Source organism: Phyllobacterium myrsinacearum (assembly GCF_014138285.1).
Lineage (GTDB): Bacteria > Pseudomonadota > Alphaproteobacteria > Rhizobiales > Rhizobiaceae > Phyllobacterium > Phyllobacterium myrsinacearum_A.
In genome coordinates this window covers 162984-180994 of the sequence record NZ_JACGXN010000005.1, presented here as the reverse complement: position 1 = coordinate 180994, position 18011 = coordinate 162984, and the positions used below count along the sequence as shown (strand labels likewise).

16 protein-coding genes are annotated in these 18011 nt (G+C 57.6%); 13 read left to right on the top strand and 3 right to left on the bottom strand.

The annotated features are described in order from the left end of the window. The 6 genes from FHW16_RS16985 (at nucleotide 1) to FHW16_RS16960 (ending at nucleotide 6760) form a co-directional block, all read left to right on the top strand. A complete protein-coding gene (locus FHW16_RS16985; protein ID WP_182550417.1) occupies nucleotides 1–999 on the top strand; it encodes an ABC transporter permease in 999 nt (332 codons plus the stop codon). Next, nucleotides 996–2171, top strand: a complete 1176-nt coding sequence (locus FHW16_RS16980) for an ABC transporter permease subunit (RefSeq protein WP_182550416.1) — start codon at nucleotides 996–998, stop codon at nucleotides 2169–2171. The genes FHW16_RS16985 and FHW16_RS16980 overlap by 4 nt, the downstream gene beginning before the upstream one ends. Before the next feature lie 102 nt (nucleotides 2172–2273). Next, the gene (locus FHW16_RS16975; protein ID WP_182550415.1) at nucleotides 2274–3488 is read left to right on the top strand and encodes a glycosyltransferase family protein; all 1215 of its coding nucleotides are present in this window, start codon (nucleotides 2274–2276) and stop codon (nucleotides 3486–3488) included. 10 nt (nucleotides 3489–3498) lie between these two features. Beyond that, on the top strand, nucleotides 3499–4746 hold the full coding sequence (locus FHW16_RS16970) for a glycosyltransferase family 4 protein (RefSeq protein ID WP_182550414.1): 1248 nt from the start codon (nucleotides 3499–3501) through the stop codon (nucleotides 4744–4746). After that, the gene (locus FHW16_RS16965) at nucleotides 4743–5873 is read left to right on the top strand and encodes a glycosyltransferase family protein (protein ID WP_182550413.1); all 1131 of its coding nucleotides are present in this window, start codon (nucleotides 4743–4745) and stop codon (nucleotides 5871–5873) included. Before FHW16_RS16970 ends, FHW16_RS16965 begins: the two co-directional genes overlap by 4 nt. 80 nt (nucleotides 5874–5953) lie before the next feature. Then, nucleotides 5954–6760: a Ku protein gene (locus tag FHW16_RS16960; RefSeq protein ID WP_182550412.1), complete on the top strand. Its 807-nt coding sequence runs from the start codon at nucleotides 5954–5956 to the stop codon at nucleotides 6758–6760. A gap of 7 nt (nucleotides 6761–6767) precedes the next feature. On the opposite strand, the gene ligD is transcribed toward FHW16_RS16960, so the two are convergent. Together ligD and FHW16_RS16950 are read right to left on the bottom strand one after the other, a co-directional pair. Then, on the bottom strand, nucleotides 6768–9311 hold the full coding sequence (ligD, locus tag FHW16_RS16955; RefSeq protein ID WP_182550411.1) for a DNA ligase D: 2544 nt from the start codon (nucleotides 9309–9311) through the stop codon (nucleotides 6768–6770). Between the two features lie 3 nt (nucleotides 9312–9314). Further along, nucleotides 9315–10163 (bottom strand): Ku protein, encoded by an 849-nt coding sequence (locus FHW16_RS16950; RefSeq protein ID WP_182550410.1) that lies wholly within the window; start codon nucleotides 10161–10163, stop codon nucleotides 9315–9317. A gap of 151 nt (nucleotides 10164–10314) precedes the next feature. Between FHW16_RS16950 and FHW16_RS16945 the strand changes: the two genes are divergently transcribed. From FHW16_RS16945 to FHW16_RS16935, 3 genes are all read left to right on the top strand, one after another. Then, entirely contained in the window at nucleotides 10315–10479 is a 165-nt protein-coding gene (locus FHW16_RS16945) for a hypothetical protein (protein ID WP_182550409.1), read from the top strand. A gap of 47 nt (nucleotides 10480–10526) precedes the next feature. Then, nucleotides 10527–11513, top strand: coding sequence for a 4-hydroxy-tetrahydrodipicolinate synthase (dapA, locus tag FHW16_RS16940; protein ID WP_182550408.1), 987 nt, complete (start codon nucleotides 10527–10529; stop codon nucleotides 11511–11513). Between the two features lie 79 nt (nucleotides 11514–11592). Next, nucleotides 11593–11883, top strand: coding sequence for a hypothetical protein (locus FHW16_RS16935; protein WP_182550407.1), 291 nt, complete (start codon nucleotides 11593–11595; stop codon nucleotides 11881–11883). Nucleotides 11884–11904: 21 nt separating this feature from the next. Here the strand turns inward: FHW16_RS16935 and FHW16_RS16930 are convergent, their stop codons facing one another. Continuing rightward, complete coding sequence (locus tag FHW16_RS16930) at nucleotides 11905–13500, bottom strand: CYTH and CHAD domain-containing protein (RefSeq protein WP_182550406.1); 1596 nt, start codon at nucleotides 13498–13500, stop codon at nucleotides 11905–11907. A gap of 250 nt (nucleotides 13501–13750) precedes the next feature. Here FHW16_RS16930 and FHW16_RS16925 point away from each other — a divergent pair, with 250 nt between their 5' ends. From FHW16_RS16925 to zwf, 4 genes are all read left to right on the top strand, one after another. Continuing rightward, nucleotides 13751–15241, top strand: a complete 1491-nt coding sequence (locus tag FHW16_RS16925; RefSeq protein WP_182550405.1) for an esterase-like activity of phytase family protein — start codon at nucleotides 13751–13753, stop codon at nucleotides 15239–15241. Between the two features lie 95 nt (nucleotides 15242–15336). Then, nucleotides 15337–15855 (top strand): SixA phosphatase family protein, encoded by a 519-nt coding sequence (locus tag FHW16_RS16920; protein WP_182550404.1) that lies wholly within the window; start codon nucleotides 15337–15339, stop codon nucleotides 15853–15855. Between the two features lie 152 nt (nucleotides 15856–16007). Beyond that, nucleotides 16008–16202, top strand: a complete 195-nt coding sequence (locus FHW16_RS16915; RefSeq protein ID WP_182550403.1) for a hypothetical protein — start codon at nucleotides 16008–16010, stop codon at nucleotides 16200–16202. 271 nt (nucleotides 16203–16473) lie between these two features. Beyond that, the gene (gene zwf / locus FHW16_RS16910; RefSeq protein WP_182550402.1) at nucleotides 16474–17997 is read left to right on the top strand and encodes a glucose-6-phosphate dehydrogenase; all 1524 of its coding nucleotides are present in this window, start codon (nucleotides 16474–16476) and stop codon (nucleotides 17995–17997) included. Nucleotides 17998–18011 lie beyond the last annotated feature (14 nt).

The following is an 18011-nucleotide window of genomic DNA, read 5'->3' as shown; positions in this document are numbered from 1 at the left end:
ATGTTGCGGTATATCCTATGGCGCATCGCGGCAATGATCCCGACGCTGCTGATCATTTCGGCGCTGGTGTTTGTCATCATCGAGTTGCCGCCCGGGAATTTCTTTGAAAGCCAGATCGCCGAACTGCAGGCTCAGGGAGAGACCGTCAACCTTCAGGAGATCGAAGAGCTCCGCCATCAGTACGGCTTCGATCAGCCTCCGGTTCTGCGCTATTTCCACTGGCTTGGCGGCATGCTGCAAGGGGACTTCGGTTATTCGTTCGAATATCAGCTGCCTGTCAGCGATGTTGTCGGTGACAGGCTGTGGCTGACCGTGCTGGTCTCCTTCGTCACTATTCTCGTGACGTGGATCCTGGCTTTCCCCATTGGCATGTATTCGGCAACGCACCAGTACAGCTGGAGTGATTATGGCCTGACCCTGTTCGGTCTGCTGGGCATTGCCATTCCCAACTTCATGCTCGCGTTGATCCTGATGTATTTCGCCAATATCTGGTTCGGCACGTCCATCGGTCATCTGATGGATCAGAAATATCTCAGTGAGCCCATGAGCTGGGAAAAAGCACGGTCCATCCTCGCCCATCTGTGGATTCCGGTCATCATTGTCGGCACTGCTGGTACGGCGGGCATGATCCGGCGGTTGCGCGCCAATCTGCTCGATGAGTTGCAGAAGCAATATGTGATGACGGCAAGAGCCAAGGGACTGCATCCCTTTCGCACTCTGGTCAAATATCCGCTGCGTATGGCCTTGAACTTTTTTGTCGCCGATATCGGTTCAATCTTGCCTTCGATTATATCAGGTGCGGAGATCACCGCTATTGTACTTTCGTTGGAGACAACGGGCCCGATGCTGATCAAGGCATTGCAAAGTCAGGATATGTATCTCGCCGGCTCGTTCCTTATGTTTCTTGCATTCCTCACGGTCATCGGCGTGCTCATATCCGATATCGCGCTGGCCTTTCTTGATCCACGCATCCGCTTGCAGGGCAGGAGCACGAAGTGACGACACAGCTTCCCCTACCCGGCGCTCCCCTGCAGCACTATGTCTCGACGGCACCATTCGATCCGATGTCGATCGAGGTCATGACCGATGCACAGGCCAAGGTCCATCTTGCCTCGCAAGCGCGGCTGATGTGGTGGAAATTCAAGCGCCACCGGCTTGCCCTCGCATCCGGAATTTTCCTGCTCCTGCTCTACGGTATGATTCTCATTGCCGAGTTTCTGGCACCCTATAACCTGCACACACGAAATGTTGATTTCATCCACGCCCCGCCACAGCGGGTGCGGCTGTTTCATGACGGAAAGTTAATTGGACCATATGTCTATGGTCGTGAAATGAAACTGGATATGGAATCGCTGAAACGCGTATACACCGACAACAAGAACGATGTGCAACCGCTGCGCTTCTTCTGCCGCGGCGATGATTACCGTTTCTGGGGCGCGGTGGCGACAAATGTTCATCTGGTCTGCCCGGCCAAGGATGGGCAGATGTTCCTTTTGGGAACCGACCGGCTGGGCCGAGACGTGCTCTCCCGCATCATCTACGGTGCGCGCATTTCGCTGACCATCGGTTTGATCGGTATCACTATCAGTTTCGTCCTCGGCATCATCATCGGCGGACTTGCCGGATATCATGGCGGTTGGTTTGACCTGCTCGTCCAGCGCGTCATCGAGGTGTTGCAATCGCTGCCTAGTCTGCCCCTATGGATGGCTCTGGCCGCCATCATGCCTGTGACGTGGAGCCCGATTCTCATCTATTTCGGTATTACCCTCATCCTCGGCATGCTCGACTGGACGGGCCTTGCGCGAGCCGTACGGTCCAAGATTCTTGCTCTGCGCGAGGAAGATTATGTTCTCGCAGCCCAGTTGATGGGAGCAAAAAGCGGACGTATTATCGGCCGTCACCTGGTTCCGGGCTTCATGTCACATCTGATCGCTACGGCAACCATATCCATTCCGGGCATGATTCTCGGTGAGACCGCTCTGAGCTTTCTCGGCCTCGGTCTCCGCCCGCCGATCACCAGTTGGGGAATTCTTTTGACTGAAGCCCGCAGTGTCAGCGTGATCGCATTCTATCCATGGCTGCTATTTCCGATGATTCCGGTCATTCTTGTTATTTTGGCGTTCAATTTTCTGGGAGATGGGTTGCGCGATGCCGCCGACCCCTACAGATAAGTGGGAAGTTGACAGACCAATGAATTTGCATTCTCCCAGCCGTCCCGAATGTGCTGTGCAGTTGAAGCTGCTGCAGCAATTCGTCTCCAAGAGGTTTTGACCATGATGCGGCGTTTTGAAGATGCTCGGATCCTGATGTATAGCCACGATACTTTTGGCCTCGGCCATTTGCGCCGCTGCAGGACCATCGCCCACTCGCTCGTCGAGGATTATCGCGGCCTGAATATTCTGATCATCTCCGGCGCCACCATCGCCGGGGCATTTGATTATCGCGCGCGGGTTGATTTCGTGAAAGTTCCCAGCGTGATCAAACTGCGCAACGGCGAGTACACATCGCTTGCCCGCCACATCGATCTGCATGAAACACTGAAAATGCGCCAGTCGATCATTCGGCATACTGCGGAAACCTTTCAACCGGATATTTTCATCGTCGACAAGGAACCGATGGGCCTGAAGGGTGAGGTCGAGGAAACGCTGGCCTATCTCAAGTCACGCGGCACCACGCTCGTTCTTGGTCTGCGCGAAGTCATGGATGCACCACATCTGCTCGAAGCTGAGTGGAAAAAAGCCAACGTGATGCAGAAGATCGACCAGTATTACGACAATGTGTGGGTCTATGGCCCACCAGATTTCTACGATCCGCTGGTGGACCTCGATGTACCGGCCGGCGTACGCGACAAGATGGAATTTGTCGGCTTTCTGCAGCGCAGCCTGTCACACGACAAGGCATCGGTGCATGTTCCTGAAGGAGACTACATACTGGTGACGACCGGCGGTGGTGGCGACGGTGCCGATCTGGTGCACAATGTCATCCATGCGTATCAGCAGGACCCGACGCTGACGCACAAGGCCTTCATCGTGCTCGGCCCCTACATGCCCGCCAAGCAACGGGCAAAGCTGGTAAAAAAGGGCGGAAAAATCCCCTATATCGAGGTCATTGAATTCGACAACCGCATGGAAGAGCTGATTGCCGGTGCCAAGGCAGTTGTGGCCATGGGCGGCTACAACACCTATTGCGAGATTCTGTCCTTCGATAAGCCTGCGCTGATCGTCCCGCGCATTCAGCCGCGTGAAGAGCAGTTGATCCGGGCGCAGCGCGCATCCGAGCTTGGTCTTGTCGATATGCTCCTGCCGGAAGAGGCGGAAGATCCCCTGCGTCTTGCCGAAGCACTGAAGCGCCTGCCGGATCGTGCGCCGCCCTCCAAGAGTGGCAAAGGCGAAGGGATGCGTCTGGAGGGCCTTGTCCACATCTCCAAGATTGTCGGCGACTGGCTGGATGAACGCCAGCAGCAGCAGCCGTTGGCCGTTGCCGAATAAAGAGACCGCCTTGTCCATACGCCGTAAAACACTTGTGGTGCTGAAGGGTTATCCGCGCCTGTCGGAGACCTTTATTGCGCAGGAACTGCTCGGCCTGGAGCGCGCCGGGTTCGATTTGACGCTCATTTCCATGCGCAAACCGACGGATAAGAAGCGGCATCCCATCCACGACGAGATCAAGGCCCGGGTCGTCTATCTGCCGGAATATCTGCATGACGAGCCCCTGCGGGTGCTACGGGCGTTTTTCGCGGGCTGGTCGAAGCCGGGCTTCAAACCACTGCTGAAACGCTTCTGGGCCGATCTGCGCCGTGATCTCACACGCAACAGATTCCGCCGGCTTGGACAAGCGCTCGTCCTCGCCCATGAATGGCCGGATGCCGGTGAGTGGCTGCATGCGCATTTCATTCACACGCCTGCCTCGGTGACTGCCTATGCGAGCATCATGACGGGGGTGCCGTGGACCTGTTCGGCCCATGCCAAGGACATCTGGACCTCGCCGGACTGGGAACTGACGGAAAAGCTGGCGGAAGCGCGCTGGAGTGTCACCTGCACGCGTAGCGGCTTCGAGCATATGCGCGAGCTGACCGACCGCAAGGAACAGGTTCATCTGAGCTATCATGGCCTCGATCTGGCGCGGTTCGGCCACTTCACCACGACGCGATCCAGCCGCACCGGATCCGATCCGGCTGATCCCGTGCAGATTTTGAGTGTCGGCCGGGCCGTGGAAAAGAAGGGTTACGATATCCTGCTGCATGCGCTCGCTTCGCTGCCCGCCACCCTCAACTGGCGGTTCATCCATATTGGCGGTGGTGATCAGCTGGCAAAACTGAAGCCTCTGGCGCAGGAGCTTGGCATTGGTGATCGCATCACCTGGAAAGGTGCCCTCGCGCAGGAAGAGGTATTGGAGCACTACCGCAGCGCCGATATTTTCGCGTTGGCATGCCGGATTGCAGCCGATGGCGATCGCGATGGCCTGCCGAACGTTCTGGTGGAGGCTTCAAGCCAGAATCTCGTCTGCATTTCCACTGACATATCCGGCGTGCCGGAACTGCTCACGGACGGGGAGAATGGTTTCGTCGTTCCGCCGGAAGATCCGCAATCCCTTGCCAACGCGTTGGCGATTGCCATTCGCGAACCGGAACTGCGCCATCGGCTGGGCAATGCCGCCGAGCGGCGGGTACGCGAACACTTCGATCACAATTCCAGCATCAGACAACTGACGCACCTGTTCGAAACGGAGTGGCAGAAGACCCAATGACGGCACCGCGTGTCTTCTTTTACGTCCAGCACCTTCTCGGCATCGGTCACCTCGCCCGCGCCAGCCGCATTGCCTCGGCTTTGGCTGCGGACGGATTTGACGTGACCGTCGTCACCGGCGGGTTGGCTGTCCCGGGTTTTCCCGGCCCTGACGTAAAATCCGTCGCCCTCCCGGCCGTCGTGGCAAACAATGCCGGCTTTTCGGGTCTCGCGGATGAACGCGGCAATCCGGTCGACGAGGGCTTCCTCCACCACCGCCGTGACCTGTTGCTGCAAGCATTTCATGCGGCACGGCCCGACATTGTTATCGTCGAAGCCTTTCCTTTCGGCCGACGGCAAATGCGCTTTGAGCTGCTGCCCCTGCTTGATGCCATCGCCACCGCATCCCCGCGACCAAAGCTGCTGACATCGGTGCGTGATATCCTGCAGGAACGCACGAAACCCGGACGGGACGCGGAAACCGTAGCGCTGATCAAGGCGCATTTCGACCACGTGCTTGTCCATGGCGACCCGGATTTCGTTACGCTACCCGAAACATTTCCGCTTGCCGCCGACATTGCCGACAAGATCATTTACACCGGTTTGGTCGCTGCACCCGTGCCGGCACCCCCTGCGGATGCTTTCGAGATTGTTGTTTCGGCTGGCGGCGGTGCTGTCGGCCTTGATCTTGTCCGTTCCGCTGTTGAAGCAGCACGGACCTCCCGCTTTGCCGGTCGATGGTGCCTGATCACCGGCCCGAACCTGCCGGATGAAGACTTTGCGGCACTCTCGGACCAGACGCCTGACAATGTGACACTCGTGCGTTTCCGCAAGGACTTCCCGTCCCTGCTCGCAGGCGCGGAATTGTCCATATCACAAGCCGGGTACAACACGGTCTGCGACGTGCTCCGGGTACAATGCCGATCTATCCTCGTGCCTTTCACTGCTGGCGGGGAAACGGAACAGACTGTCCGCGCAACACGTCTCGAAGAGCTCGGACTGGCGGTTGCCCTGCCAGAGAGCGGTCTCAATGCCGAAATACTCGGTGAAGCTGTCGATCGGGTACTGTCACGGCCAAAACCGGGCCATCACACGCTTGACCTCAATGGCGCGCACCGTACGGCAGAGATATTGCGGGACCTGCTCTGAAGCATCGGCCATGGCATGCAGTCTCCATTGGAACAGAAACAGCACTCCGCTCGTTTCAGGTGATCGACGGAGTATTCGCTATGGCACCGCATACCTTCTGGAAGGGCTACCTGAAACTGTCGCTGGTCACCTGTCCCGTGACGATGATGCCAGCCACCACCGACAATGAAAAGGTTCGCTTTCATACGCTGAACCGCGCAACAGGCAATCGTGTGGTCAGCGAGTACATCGATTCTGTCTCGGGCAAGACTGTCGAGGATGACGAACAGGTCAAGGGCTACCAGCGAGGCGAAGACGAATACATCATGCTGGAAGACGATGAGCTGCAAGCAATCGGTCTGGAAAGCACCCGAACCATCGACATCGACGTTTTTGTTCCACGCGATAGCATTGAATGGATCTGGTACGACAAACCGCATTATCTCCTGCCCGACGATCCTGTTGGCGAGGAAGCTTTCTCGGTGATCCGCGATGCGATGGCCGCCACGAAAACGGTCGGTATAGCGCGTCTTGTTCTCTATCGCCGCGAACGCGCGGTCATGCTGGAAGCAAGAGATAAAGGCATCATCGTCTGGACCCTTCGCTATGGCGATGAGGTGCGCACTGAGGACGAGTATTTCGCGGACATCAAGACCGCCAAAACGGAAGCGAAATCGCTCAATCTCATGACGGAGCTGATCAAGGAGCGTACAAAGCCGTGGGATGCGTCCATGCTTGACGACCCGGTGCAGACGCGTCTGCTGGATATTATCAGCGCGCGGAAAAAGGGGCGGAAAAAGCCCCCCAAGGTGGAAGCACAACCGGAGCGTCCAAGCAACGTCGTCAACATCATGGATGCATTGAAGAAAAGTCTTGCGGCCGAAAGCAAGGGCTCAAAGAAGCGCTGATCACCTGTCAGCGCACTTTGCCGCCGGGCTTTACCGAGGGTAATGGTCGTGCCGCTTTGCGGAAATCTTTCCACGGATCACTTGCCAGTGCGTCCAGACGCGTGACGGCGTTGCCGACGGTGAAATAGGCGGGACCAATGGATAGATCGAGTTCATTCCAGGCAAGCGGCATGGAAACGGGAGCACCGGAACGTGCCCGGGTCGAATAGGGCGCAACCGCCGTCGCCCCTCTCTGATTGCGCAGATAGTCGATGAGGATTTTTCCCTGCCGTTTCGACTTTGTTACTGTGGCGACATAGCGGTCCGGATCATCCGATGCCATGGCATCGGCGATTGCCTTGGTGAAGGCTTTGACCGTTGGCCATGGCGTCTTCGGCTCGAGCGGGGCGACCACATGCAACCCCTTGCCACCTGATGTCTTGACGAAGGACGCCAATCCGGCCTGCTTTAGCCTGTCCCGCGTTTCGAGCGCAGCATCAATCACGCGCTGCCACGCGACATCGGGTCCCGGATCAAGATCCATGATGATCATATCAGGACGTTCCCAGTTGGCGAGCGTGGAGCCCCATGGATGGATTTCCAGCACGGCCGACTGGACCAGTGCTATCAGCCCATCAAGATCCTTGATGCTGATCAGCGGTTCGCCCGCCTTGTCCTTCGGGTCCTTGACCAGTTCGATATGCGCATTCAGGCCCTTCCAGGCATGCTTCTGGAAAAACAACTGCCCGTCAATGCCGGAAGGCCCCCGCAACAATGCCAGCGGCCGGTCTGTTACAAAGGGCTGGATACGGGGCCAGACCTCCGTGTAATAGTCGGCAAGCCCTTCCTTTGTAACACCCGTATCCGGCCAGTAGATACGATCGGGATGGGTGAGTGCGATAGTGCTCTTCGGCTGTTTGGCAGTGGCAGTCATTTTGCGCGTTTCCCTGACGACTTCCGTTGCTATCTTGTCTTCCCGCAGGCCGCGAAACGAGGCATGGCGCAGGCTTCCATCGGCAGTCCACCCGCGAAACTCCACTTCCGCAACACGGTCTGGCCTGACAAACCGGATGTTCCGGCTCTCGAGCGCGTTCAGCTTTTCTGCAAAGGGACTGTCCTGGGCTCGAAGTCCATTGAGCGTATGAAACAGCTCTTCCGCTGAACTTGTGGTAAAACCGGTTCCAACGCGGCCCACATGCTCGAGCTTGTCCCCGGCATAGACGCCAAGAACCAGCGACCCGATTGCCTTGCGTGACGTGGACGATGGCGTAAAGCCGCCAATGACGAATTCCTGCCGTGACGCGCATTTGGATTTGATCCACGTCTTGCCCCTTCCGGACCGGTAGTGGGCGTCACGCTGCTTGGATACGATGCCTTCCAGACTGAGGCGACAGGCATGGGACAGGACAAGATGCCCCTCCTCTTCAAAATGGTCGCTATACCGGATCAAACCTCCGTCAGCCCCTACAAGCTGTTGCAGAAGCAGCTTTCGCTCGATCAGCGGCGCTGATTTCAGGTCATAGCCATCGAGATAAAGCAGGTCGAACGCGTAGAAGCGGAACCGGCTGCTGTCATCGCTGCTCAGTGCCGCCTGCAAGGCAGAAAAATCGGAAGCGCCGGATGGAGTTTCGACGATGAGCTCGCCGTCGATGATCCCCTTTCCCATGGGCAATCCCTGAAATGCAGCGGCGAGTTCCTTGCCGAATTTCGCCGTCCAGTCCAGACCGGTTCGGGTGAAGAACTTGACCTTTCCCGCCTGCACATGCGCCTGCAGCCTGTAGCCGTCAAACTTGATCTCATGGATCCAACGGTCGCCTGCCGGAGGCTTTGGTGATAACGTTGCCAACGTCGGCTCGACAAAGCGCGGCAGCGGCGCCGTTTTGGCTCCCTTCAGCGTCGAAGGGTCCAGCTCCACGCTATCGACTTTCGCGGTGGAGGTCTTTCGGGGTGCCGCCTGCCGCTTTTGCTTGGTGATCTTGCCAGTCTTTGACGACCAGCCCGGCTCTTCACCTGCAACGTCAGCTATCACCCGCCCGGTTGTGACCGATTCCGGACGCTCTTCCAGTATGTCAGGTGCTCCCGCCTTCCGCGCCGCATCGTCATCGGACTTTATGAGCAGCCAATTCTCGCGCTTTTCCCTTGGCTTGCGGTGCATGCGCACGAGGTGCCAGCGGCCGTGGAGTTTTTCGCCATGCAGTTCAAACTCGAGATGACCTTTTTGATAACCCGTGGCGGCGTCATCGACGGGCGTCCAATATCCCTTGTCCCAAATGATGACGGTACCGCCGCCATACTCACCCTTGGGAATGGTGCCTTCAAAGGCATTGTATTCGATCGGATGGTCTTCCACATGAACGGCCAGACGTTTTTCGGCCGGTAGAAGACTGGGGCCCCGTGTGACGGCCCAGCTTTTCATCACGCCGTCCATCTCCAGCCGCAAATCATAATGCAGGCGGGTGGCGTCGTGCTTCTGGATGACAAAGCTGTTTCCGGACTTTTTGCCCTTCGATCCCTTGGGTTCCCGCGTCTTGGCAAAGTCACGCTTCTGCCGGTATGTCTCCAACACGGCCATGGATCAGCTTGCTTTCTTTTGCGCCGCCGCGGGTTTTTTCACCGGCTTTTTCCTGTCCTTGCCGCCGGTGGTCTTTCCGGCACTCACGCCGGCGCTCTCGCGGAGGGCCTGCATCAGATCGACAACATTGCCAGCGCCTGCCCGCTTTGGCGCCTTGATTGTCTTGCCTTCCATTTTGGCTTTCACCAGATCGGCAAGCGCGGCTTCGTAGCGATCATCATAGTGTTCCGGATCGAACGTACCTTTTTTCGTCCCGATGATATGTTTCGCCAGGTCAAGCATTTCGCCGCTGATTTTCATCGCGGGAATGCTGTTGAAGGCATCTTTGGCGGAACGCACTTCGTAATCAAAATTCAATGTCGTCGCGATCAGTCCCTTGCCATGCGGCCGGATCAGGACCGTGCGCATGCGCCGAAACAAAACCGTGCGCGCGAGTGCCGCTGATTGCGTGGTTTGCATACCCTCGCGGACAAGATCGAATACCTCATTGGCGGATGCATCCGAAGGGGACAGATAATAAGTTTTGTCGAGATAGACATCGTCAAAGGCATCGGATTTCACAAATGCCTCAATCGACAAAGTCTTGTCGCTGGCGGGTACAGCCGAAGCCACTTCGTCCGGTTCCAGCACGACATAGTCGTCGCTGCCGATCTCGTAGCCCTTGACCTGATCCTCCGATTCCACGGGTTTTCCGGTTTCGCTGTCGACATACTGCCTACGAACCCGATGCCCGGTTGCGCGGTTCAACGTGTGGAAGGCAATCCGGTCCGATGTGGAGGCAGCCGTATACAGGGCCACCGGGCAGCTCAGCTCGGCAATCTTCAGGAATCCCTTCCAATTGGCACGCGGCACGGGAACACTCCTTTTACCTATGTTCCAGAATGCGGTTGCCGTGGATTTGTTCCCTTACACTTTCTTGATGTATCGGCGCCCAACCCAGCATGGAATTCCTGACGGCACCCATACTACCTCTATTCCGTACCCAATGCCGGAGTGCAAGGACATGACGATGACGTCAAACCGGTTGTTGCCAGGCAGCAATCAAGCCACTGACAACAGCTTCCTATGGAAGCATGGCCCAACGCTGATAGCGCTGCTGGTGCTTGCTGTCCTGTTGTCCGGAGCTGCCGCTCTGCGCATCCATGCGGCAATCAATCATTTCATCTGAATGGCAGGATTTGGACCGATCCCGTCCGATCACCAAAGAGGAAACCCATGACCAATCCCATCCCCCCACGATTATCGGGCATGATGACGGCCCTCGTCACCCCGTTCCGGAACGGTGCCATCGATCATGAAGCCCTTGCCGCCCATATCGAGTGGCAAATCCTTTCCGGTATTGAAGGCCTCGTGCCCTGTGGCACAACCGGCGAAGCCCCGACCCTTTCCTGGGACGAACGCCTGAAGATCATACGCACCACCGTCAGGGCGTCCAAGGACCGTGTGCCTGTCATCGCTGGAACCGGCACGAACAGCACGGAGCTGACCGTCGCCTATACCTCGGCGGCTGAATCCTGCGGGGCCGATGCAGCGCTTATCGTTACGCCCTATTACAACAAGCCGAGCCAGAACGGCATCGCCCATCATTTCGAGATGATTGCACAGCGGGTGAAGCTGCCCATCTTCATTTACAATGTCCCGTCACGAACGGGTGTCGACCTGTCGCTACAGACGCTCGACCGCCTCGCTCAGATACCTTCCATCATCGGCATCAAGGATGCGACCGGGGATATGAACCGCGTGGAAGAAGTTCGGCACACATTCAAGGATCGCTTCATCCTGCTGTCCGGACACGATGCCACCACCCATGCATTCAATCTTGCAGGCGGCGATGGCGCTATTTCGGTCATCGCCAATGTTCTGCCGCACGTGTGCGTCGCCTTGCACAATGCCTGCAGGAAAAGTGACTGGCCAACGGCGCGATACATCCGGCAGAGATTGCAGCCGCTCCTCAACGCCCTCGATCTCGATACCAACCCTTGCTCCATCAAGTGCGCGCTTGATCACCGGCGCGGCATGAGCGGGGAGCTGCGGTTGCCTCTTGTTCCCGTATCACACGAAACAGCGAACCAGATCCGCGCGGCCCTGGATGAACTCGGTGGTCCAGCCGCCTGTGGCCAGACGCCTCATGACAATAGAACAACACATGCTGTCGAAGGCCTGAGCCGGATGCTTTCCGCACCACTCGCCTGGCGGCTGTGAACGAAACGCGGCCTTCCCCGAGATAACATCAACCAAACAGAAACGCATCGAATACCATTCGAGCGGAAAGTGAGTAACCATGGGTTATGCTCTTCAGAAACACGACAATTCCAATGTACAGTGCCGTTTTCTTGTCGGAAAGAATCTGGACGGATGCTGGATTGTCTGCGACCGGGAGCGACTCGTCGGCGGTCTGTTTGCCGACAAGGAATCGGCGATCCATTTTGCCACGGCGGAAAGCGATCACCTGCCGGGCGCTGTGTGGTGCGCGCAGGACAATGATTGTCTCCTCGCTGATCCGTGGGGCGATCTGTCACCAGCTCCGCGTGATCGGACGAGACCGCGCCACGTCAGCGTGGCGCACCGCTAGGCTCGATAGCTCCTGTGTTTACTATGACCAGAAGGGCGCCGTGTCTTTGAAGGCTTCCCATCGACTGTTCAGTCGCTTGATCGCAACCGTCTGAAGATGTCCCTGCCAGCCGATCACCGTTCCCACGGCCCTGTTTGCTTGCGGAGCAAGAGCGTCATGTTCCAGAGTGGCCAGAAGCTCCTGGGTGGTGCTGATGTCATTGGCCTCGCCCAAGAGGTCCTGTAACCGCGACAGGCGCTTGAGATATTTCGTGGTCGCAGCCCGGCGGGAGTAAAGCGGCAGAAAGAAGTCGCTCGCATACCGCAGTTTCTTCAGACCGAGCCGCAAGCGGTGACGCTCGTCCGGCTGAAGACGGCGAAATCCCCGCCCGCGTTTGCGTACCTGCTGTTCGATCCGGTCAAGAACCCGGGTGGCGAACTGGCCCATCGGCTCGGTAAGTACCTTCAACTCTTCGCCTGATATATCGTTGCGCCAGCTTTTCTGTTCGATGACGAGACCGAACGACAGGAGAAACCGGTTGGTTCGAGGCGCGTCGAGAACATCGCGAACCTCGTGATACGCCTGATCATGCAATGACGTGCATGCCGCGCGTAATGCTGCAATATGGACCTGCGGAAGACCAGCCTCTTCGATACCGGGAAGCGTTGAACCGATGAAAACATCCCAGTTGCGGGCAGGACCGAGCGCTTGCCCGAAAAGCTTGGCTTCCGCATCCAGTCCCTGCAAGGCAGACGATTCGAGGTGGTGACACAGAAAATGTAATGTCACGCGCAACCGCCGCAATGCCACACGCAGCTGGTGTATGCCTTCCGGCTCACGCCCATCCCGGGCTGCCGCCAGATTCGCGATGATCTGTTGATGACAATTGGACAAAAGCCTGATGATGCCATCGTCAACCGTATCGCTGCGGCCAAGGCCTGACGGAGCGGCTTTGACGGCCGAGGCATTATCCCCAACTGCCAGGGCGTAGCCACGCGCGGATTTGCTTTGTGTTTCAAAGCTCAGGGGTAAAATATCCATCAGGCCAAGGCCGAACTGATAGAGTGCGGCCACTTTTCCGCGCTTCAGTTCAAGTTCAACTTCACACAATGGCAGGCTGGTCTGCCCGAAGACGATGTCGCCCTCGTCGAGCGCCATCTCGATTTGCGTCTCCTGTTGATCCAGCAGCAGGGTGTGGCGTCTTACCCGCGTCGCAAACATGGAAACAAGCTTACTCTCGGCAATCCCGGCCAATGGTTGGCCAATGTCGTCAACCGGCAAGGCCGCGAGCTCAGGCGTCATGCCGGCCACCACCACCTCCCATTCATGGCGTTGCAATGAACCGTGAACTGCCGCCCGCTTGACTGTCTGTATATAGCGGCGGCCTTCGCGCCGGACACGCAGAGAGAGGCCCGCTGCAAACAGCCGATGGTCCGGCGTGTCATAATAGATCGCTTCAAGACGCCGGACGCTACCCTTGTTTCGGGCAAACTGCTGAACAACCGCCGATTGGCGAATGTCTTCCAGCGTCCCCGCAGGCGCGCGCAGCTTCAGTTCGGTCTCGGTGGGAACATCTGCCGTCACAGCCGCAGCGTCGGTGCCTGAGCGCACATCCGTTCCCTGAACCAGAGCTACCATCCAAAAACTCCCGCTTGTAGCCGATGCCAAAAGGCATACTAACGGCTGTATTTCATCTTGATAGGGCAAAATACCGGAGGAATGCGCTTACAGAAGTGTGATCTGACCACAGAGGCCTGTCATGTCAGTATTACATTCCGGTTCTAGACCTTGGTGGAAAGGTCTCTTTGAACGATTCCAGGGCAGCACGCACCTTCCGAAAATCGAACCCGGGGCCGCCCTTCACAACTGTCTTTCAAAGGATATTTCAATGCGCACTCTGCCTTCGATCCCACCGCTATTGCTGGGGGCCAGTCTTCTGGCGTTCGCGGCTGCGATACCGGCCACCGCCCTTGCCGATAATTCCGTCACAATCGGCGCCACGACGCTTGTCAACAAAGGACTGGTGGGCGTCGGAAGAATACCAGCCAATCAACGCGATAAATTCGGTGAGACCTTTGGGTCGGGTTCCGGTATGGCGATCGATCCGAAAGGCTGGAGCCGCGACGGCGATTCATACAAGGGTACCATGCTGCTTCTGCCGGATCGCGGTTACAACTCGGTCGGCACCACCGATTACCGGCCTCGCCTCAACACGCTTTCCATCCAGTTCACGCCGGTTGCGCCCGGCACGACCCCGGCAGCTGACAAGCAGCAGGCAGGCGTTGACACCAAGTTGACCGACACCATGTTGCTGGTCGATGACAAGGGCGCCGACACCACAGGGCTCGACCCCGAAACTGACGTTCGCGCCGCAACCGGTGAATTTCCGGTGCTGCCGCAAGCCAAGAATGGCAAACTCGCGCTGGACAATGAAGCAATCGTGCGGCTCGCCGACGGTTCGATGTTCATCAGCGACGAATATGGGCCGAACATCTACCGGTTCTCGGCCGACGGTCGTCTGCTCTCCGCGACCCAGCCACCCCAGGCGCTGGTCCCCATGCGTCACGGCACGGCAAATTTTGCTTCCAACAATCCCGGCCCCGGTGCCCAGGCCCCGGATCCAAAAGATCCGGATAGCGGGCGCCAGAACAATCAGGGCCTTGAGGGTATGGCGTTGACGCCGGATGGCCAGTTCCTGATTGCCGTTCTGCAGTCGGCCACCCGTCAGGATGGCGGCGATTCGAGCTCAACCCGCCAGAACACCCGGGCTCTCGTGTATGATGCAACGGATCCGGGGCATCTCAAACTGGTGCATGAATATGTCGTGCCGCTTCCCGTTTTCACCAACGCAAAGGGCAAGAAGGCAGTGGCCGCGCAAAGCGAGATTGTCGCCCTGTCGGACAAGGTGTTCCTGATGCTGGCACGTGACAGCGGCAATGGCTACGGCATGGAAGGCGATACGTCGCTCTACCGCAATATCACCGTCATTGATACGTCGGCTGCCACCGATATCGCCGGTGGTGCCTTCGACGCCGGCAAGGCAGTCGCACCGAAGGGTGTCCTCGATCCGTCGGTAACTGCGGCGACCCTGACGCCCTTCATTGATATCAATGATGCGGGCACGCTGGCCCGGTTTGGCCTTAACAACGGTGCCCCGAATGACAAGAACAATCTCTCGGAAAAATGGGAAGCCATGGCTGTTGTCAGCGTGCTCGATCCCAAACTTCCGGATGATTATTTCCTGTTCGTGGCAAACGACAATGATTTTCTGACGCAGGACGGCTACCAGGTTGGCGCGGCCTACAAAGGCGACGGCGGTGCGGATGTCGATACCATGTTCCAGGTCTTTCAGGTCACATTGCCGGGACTGAACAAGTAGGACTGGAGAGCAGCGGATGCGATAACCGTATCCGCTGATATCGGCGGGGCGCTTGTTCGTGCTATGGGTCGGTTCACCAGACATGGAACAAGCCGATGCTGCGATTGATGTTTCTCCGCCACGCCAAATCAGACTGGCCGGACGATATTGACGATCATGAGCGGCCGCTCGCGGAGCGCGGGCGGCAAGCCAGCCCGTTGATGGCGCGATACATGGCGAAGGAAGGGCTTTTGCCTGACCTCGTCCTCGTATCCACCGCGCGAAGAACGATGGAAACATGGGAACTGGTGCGCCCTGCCTTCGGATATGAGATCGGCTGGCGAGAGGAACCCCGTATTTACGAGGCCCCTGCTCGCGTAATCGTGGACATTGTCAGATCGACAAGCCCTGCATTTAAAACGCTGCTGGTGATTGGTCACAATCCGGGATTGCACGATGCCGCCCTTAAGATCACTGGCACCGGCACCGAGTCCGATCTTGACCGGCTCGGGCAAAAATATCCAACCGCAGGGCTTGTGGTCATCGACTTCAAGATCCGAAGCTGGTCGGAACTGTCCGAACAATCCGGACAACTGGAGCGGTTTGTGACACCCAAGACGATAAACGCCAGCTGAGGCAAACGGGATAAACCCCATATTGTACGGGACCTGCTACGCGCAACCGCGTGCACACGAGACGTCACTCCAACTTTCAGCAGTTGATTATGACAATCATTTTACGAATATGTGACGGTACCATTCATTTCAAACCGCGATTGGACGTCAGTATGCGCCTTAGAGAGCTTCAGGAAATCAGGTACGAAGAGGAAACAGCCAACCTCAAGTTTTCGGGACTCAATCCTTTCAAGGAAGCAAAAAGCGTCAACATTTCCATCGACAATCCGGAAGCCTTCCTCAATGCCATCAAGACGGCGCTGTCGGACCCCGAGGGCAAACCGGTCAAGTTCGGCAAGGGTAAATAGGACGGGCACGTCCGCAATAAATCCTGATGCCTACCGGCCCGTCTTTGCTTGCGGGAGACGTAACGCTTTGGCCCCGACAATCGGCATCGGCACATGAAAACAGTCGAAGGGGCAAGATAATGCTTGCCTCCACATCACTTATTCCATTCATTCTCCATACGAACCATCCCGAGGCAGCGCACGCATTCGCATCGTGTCCCCCAGTGTTGAACCAAAGGAGATCTCATGCACGAACTGATCTGGAACAGTTTGACAAACATCTGGTGCCGCTGTGAGTGACGCCGTCATTGCACCCGCGCCGCCCGTCACCCTGGTCATATTCGGCGCAACCGGCGACCTGACACGGCGGCTTCTCGTTCCTACCATCCTCAACATGACGCAAGGCGGTCTTGTCAGCGATAGCCTGCAAATCCTCGGTGTCGGCCTTGAACCCGGTGATGACGAAATGCTGCGCGGGAAATTGGAAGCGTTTCTGGCGACGTCGAACATCAAGGCGAACTACAGCGATCAGACGTGGCAGCAACTGCGGTCCCGCATCTTCTATCTGCAGGGCGACTTCACGCAGGATGCCATCTATACGCAGATCGCCAACCGGCTCGCGGAGCAGGCGGACCGAAACGCCGCCTACTATCTCGCGGTGCCACCGCTGTTCTTCGGCGATATCGTCGACAAGCTTGCCGATCATGGCCTCCTGACCGAAGCGGACGGCTTCCGCAGGCTCGTGATCGAAAAGCCATTCGGTACGGATCTCGCCTCGGCCAAGGCGCTCAATGCCCGTATATTGAACCGGGTGCCGGAGACACAGGTCTATCGTGTTGACCATTTCCTCGGGAAGGAGACGGTCCAGAACATCATGACGGCGCGTTTCGCCAACATGATGATCGAATCCCTCTGGAGCAATAACTTCATCGACCATGTCCAGATAACGGCGGCGGAACTCGTCGATGTCGGAACGCGCGGCAAATTCTACGATGCCACCGGAGCGCTCCGCGACATGGTTCCCAATCATCTGTTCCAGCTTCTCGCTATGGTTGCCATGGAGCCGCCGAACAGCTTTGACGCCGAGGCAATCCGCGACGAGAAGGGCAAGGTTCTGAAAGCCTTGCGGATCTACTCAGCCGAAGAGGCCGAACAGAACGCCGCCCGCGGCAGCTATACGGCTGGTGTCTCCAATGACACCGCCATACCCGGCTATACGGAACTACCCGATGTCGCCCGCGACAGTGCGACCGAGACCTTTGTTGCTCTCAAGCTCTTCGTCGACACCTGGCGCTGGGCAGGCGTTCCTTTTTATCTGAGAACCGGAAAAGCCATGACCGCCCGTGATACGGAGATCGTCGTGACTTTCCGCCAGGTTCCCTTTGCACAATTCAAGGGAAAGGGCCCGCAGCGCCGTCTTACACCGAACCGCCTGATCATTCAGGTGCAGCCCGACGAGGGGCTGCATATCGAGATATCGATCAAGTCACCGGGTCTTTCTGTCGACACGGTGCCGGTGTCCCTCGATTTCAACTATGCCGACTTCTTCGATATCGGCAAACTGACGGGTTATGAATCCCTGCTCTATGATCTGTTCGTGGGGGACCAAACACTGTTCCAGCGCGCCGACAGCATTGAAGCGGGATGGGCGGCAGTGCAGCCATTCCTCGATCTTTGGTCAAAGGAAACGAAGCGTCCGGATCCGTATCCGGCAGGCAGCATGGGACCTCAGTCCGCCGATATGCTCATTGAGCGTGACGAGCGGAAATGGCACCAGCCTGACGTCGCCCACAGGGTAAAAGCCAGGGTCTCGTAAAGGGACGGGAAACA

What these genes read in the sequence shown, in the direction of transcription:
- FHW16_RS16920 (WP_182550404.1), top strand. Translation starts at nt 15,337, where the DNA reads ATGCTGCGATTGATGTTTCTCCGCCACGCCAAATCAGACTGGCCGGAC.
- FHW16_RS16930 (WP_182550406.1), bottom strand. Translation starts at nt 13,500, where the DNA reads ATGGTAGCTCTGGTTCAGGGAACGGATGTGCGCTCAGGCACCGACGCT.
- FHW16_RS16945 (WP_182550409.1), top strand. Translation starts at nt 10,315, where the DNA reads ATGACGATGACGTCAAACCGGTTGTTGCCAGGCAGCAATCAAGCCACT.
- FHW16_RS16965 (WP_182550413.1), top strand. Translation starts at nt 4,743, where the DNA reads ATGACGGCACCGCGTGTCTTCTTTTACGTCCAGCACCTTCTCGGCATC.
- FHW16_RS16915 (WP_182550403.1), top strand. Translation starts at nt 16,008, where the DNA reads ATGCGCCTTAGAGAGCTTCAGGAAATCAGGTACGAAGAGGAAACAGCC.
- ligD (WP_182550411.1), bottom strand. Translation starts at nt 9,311, where the DNA reads ATGGCCGTGTTGGAGACATACCGGCAGAAGCGTGACTTTGCCAAGACG.
- FHW16_RS16925 (WP_182550405.1), top strand. Translation starts at nt 13,751, where the DNA reads ATGCGCACTCTGCCTTCGATCCCACCGCTATTGCTGGGGGCCAGTCTT.
- FHW16_RS16960 (WP_182550412.1), top strand. Translation starts at nt 5,954, where the DNA reads ATGGCACCGCATACCTTCTGGAAGGGCTACCTGAAACTGTCGCTGGTC.
- FHW16_RS16975 (WP_182550415.1), top strand. Translation starts at nt 2,274, where the DNA reads ATGATGCGGCGTTTTGAAGATGCTCGGATCCTGATGTATAGCCACGAT.
- FHW16_RS16985 (WP_182550417.1), top strand. Translation starts at nt 1, where the DNA reads ATGTTGCGGTATATCCTATGGCGCATCGCGGCAATGATCCCGACGCTG.
- dapA (WP_182550408.1), top strand. Translation starts at nt 10,527, where the DNA reads ATGACCAATCCCATCCCCCCACGATTATCGGGCATGATGACGGCCCTC.
- FHW16_RS16935 (WP_182550407.1), top strand. Translation starts at nt 11,593, where the DNA reads ATGGGTTATGCTCTTCAGAAACACGACAATTCCAATGTACAGTGCCGT.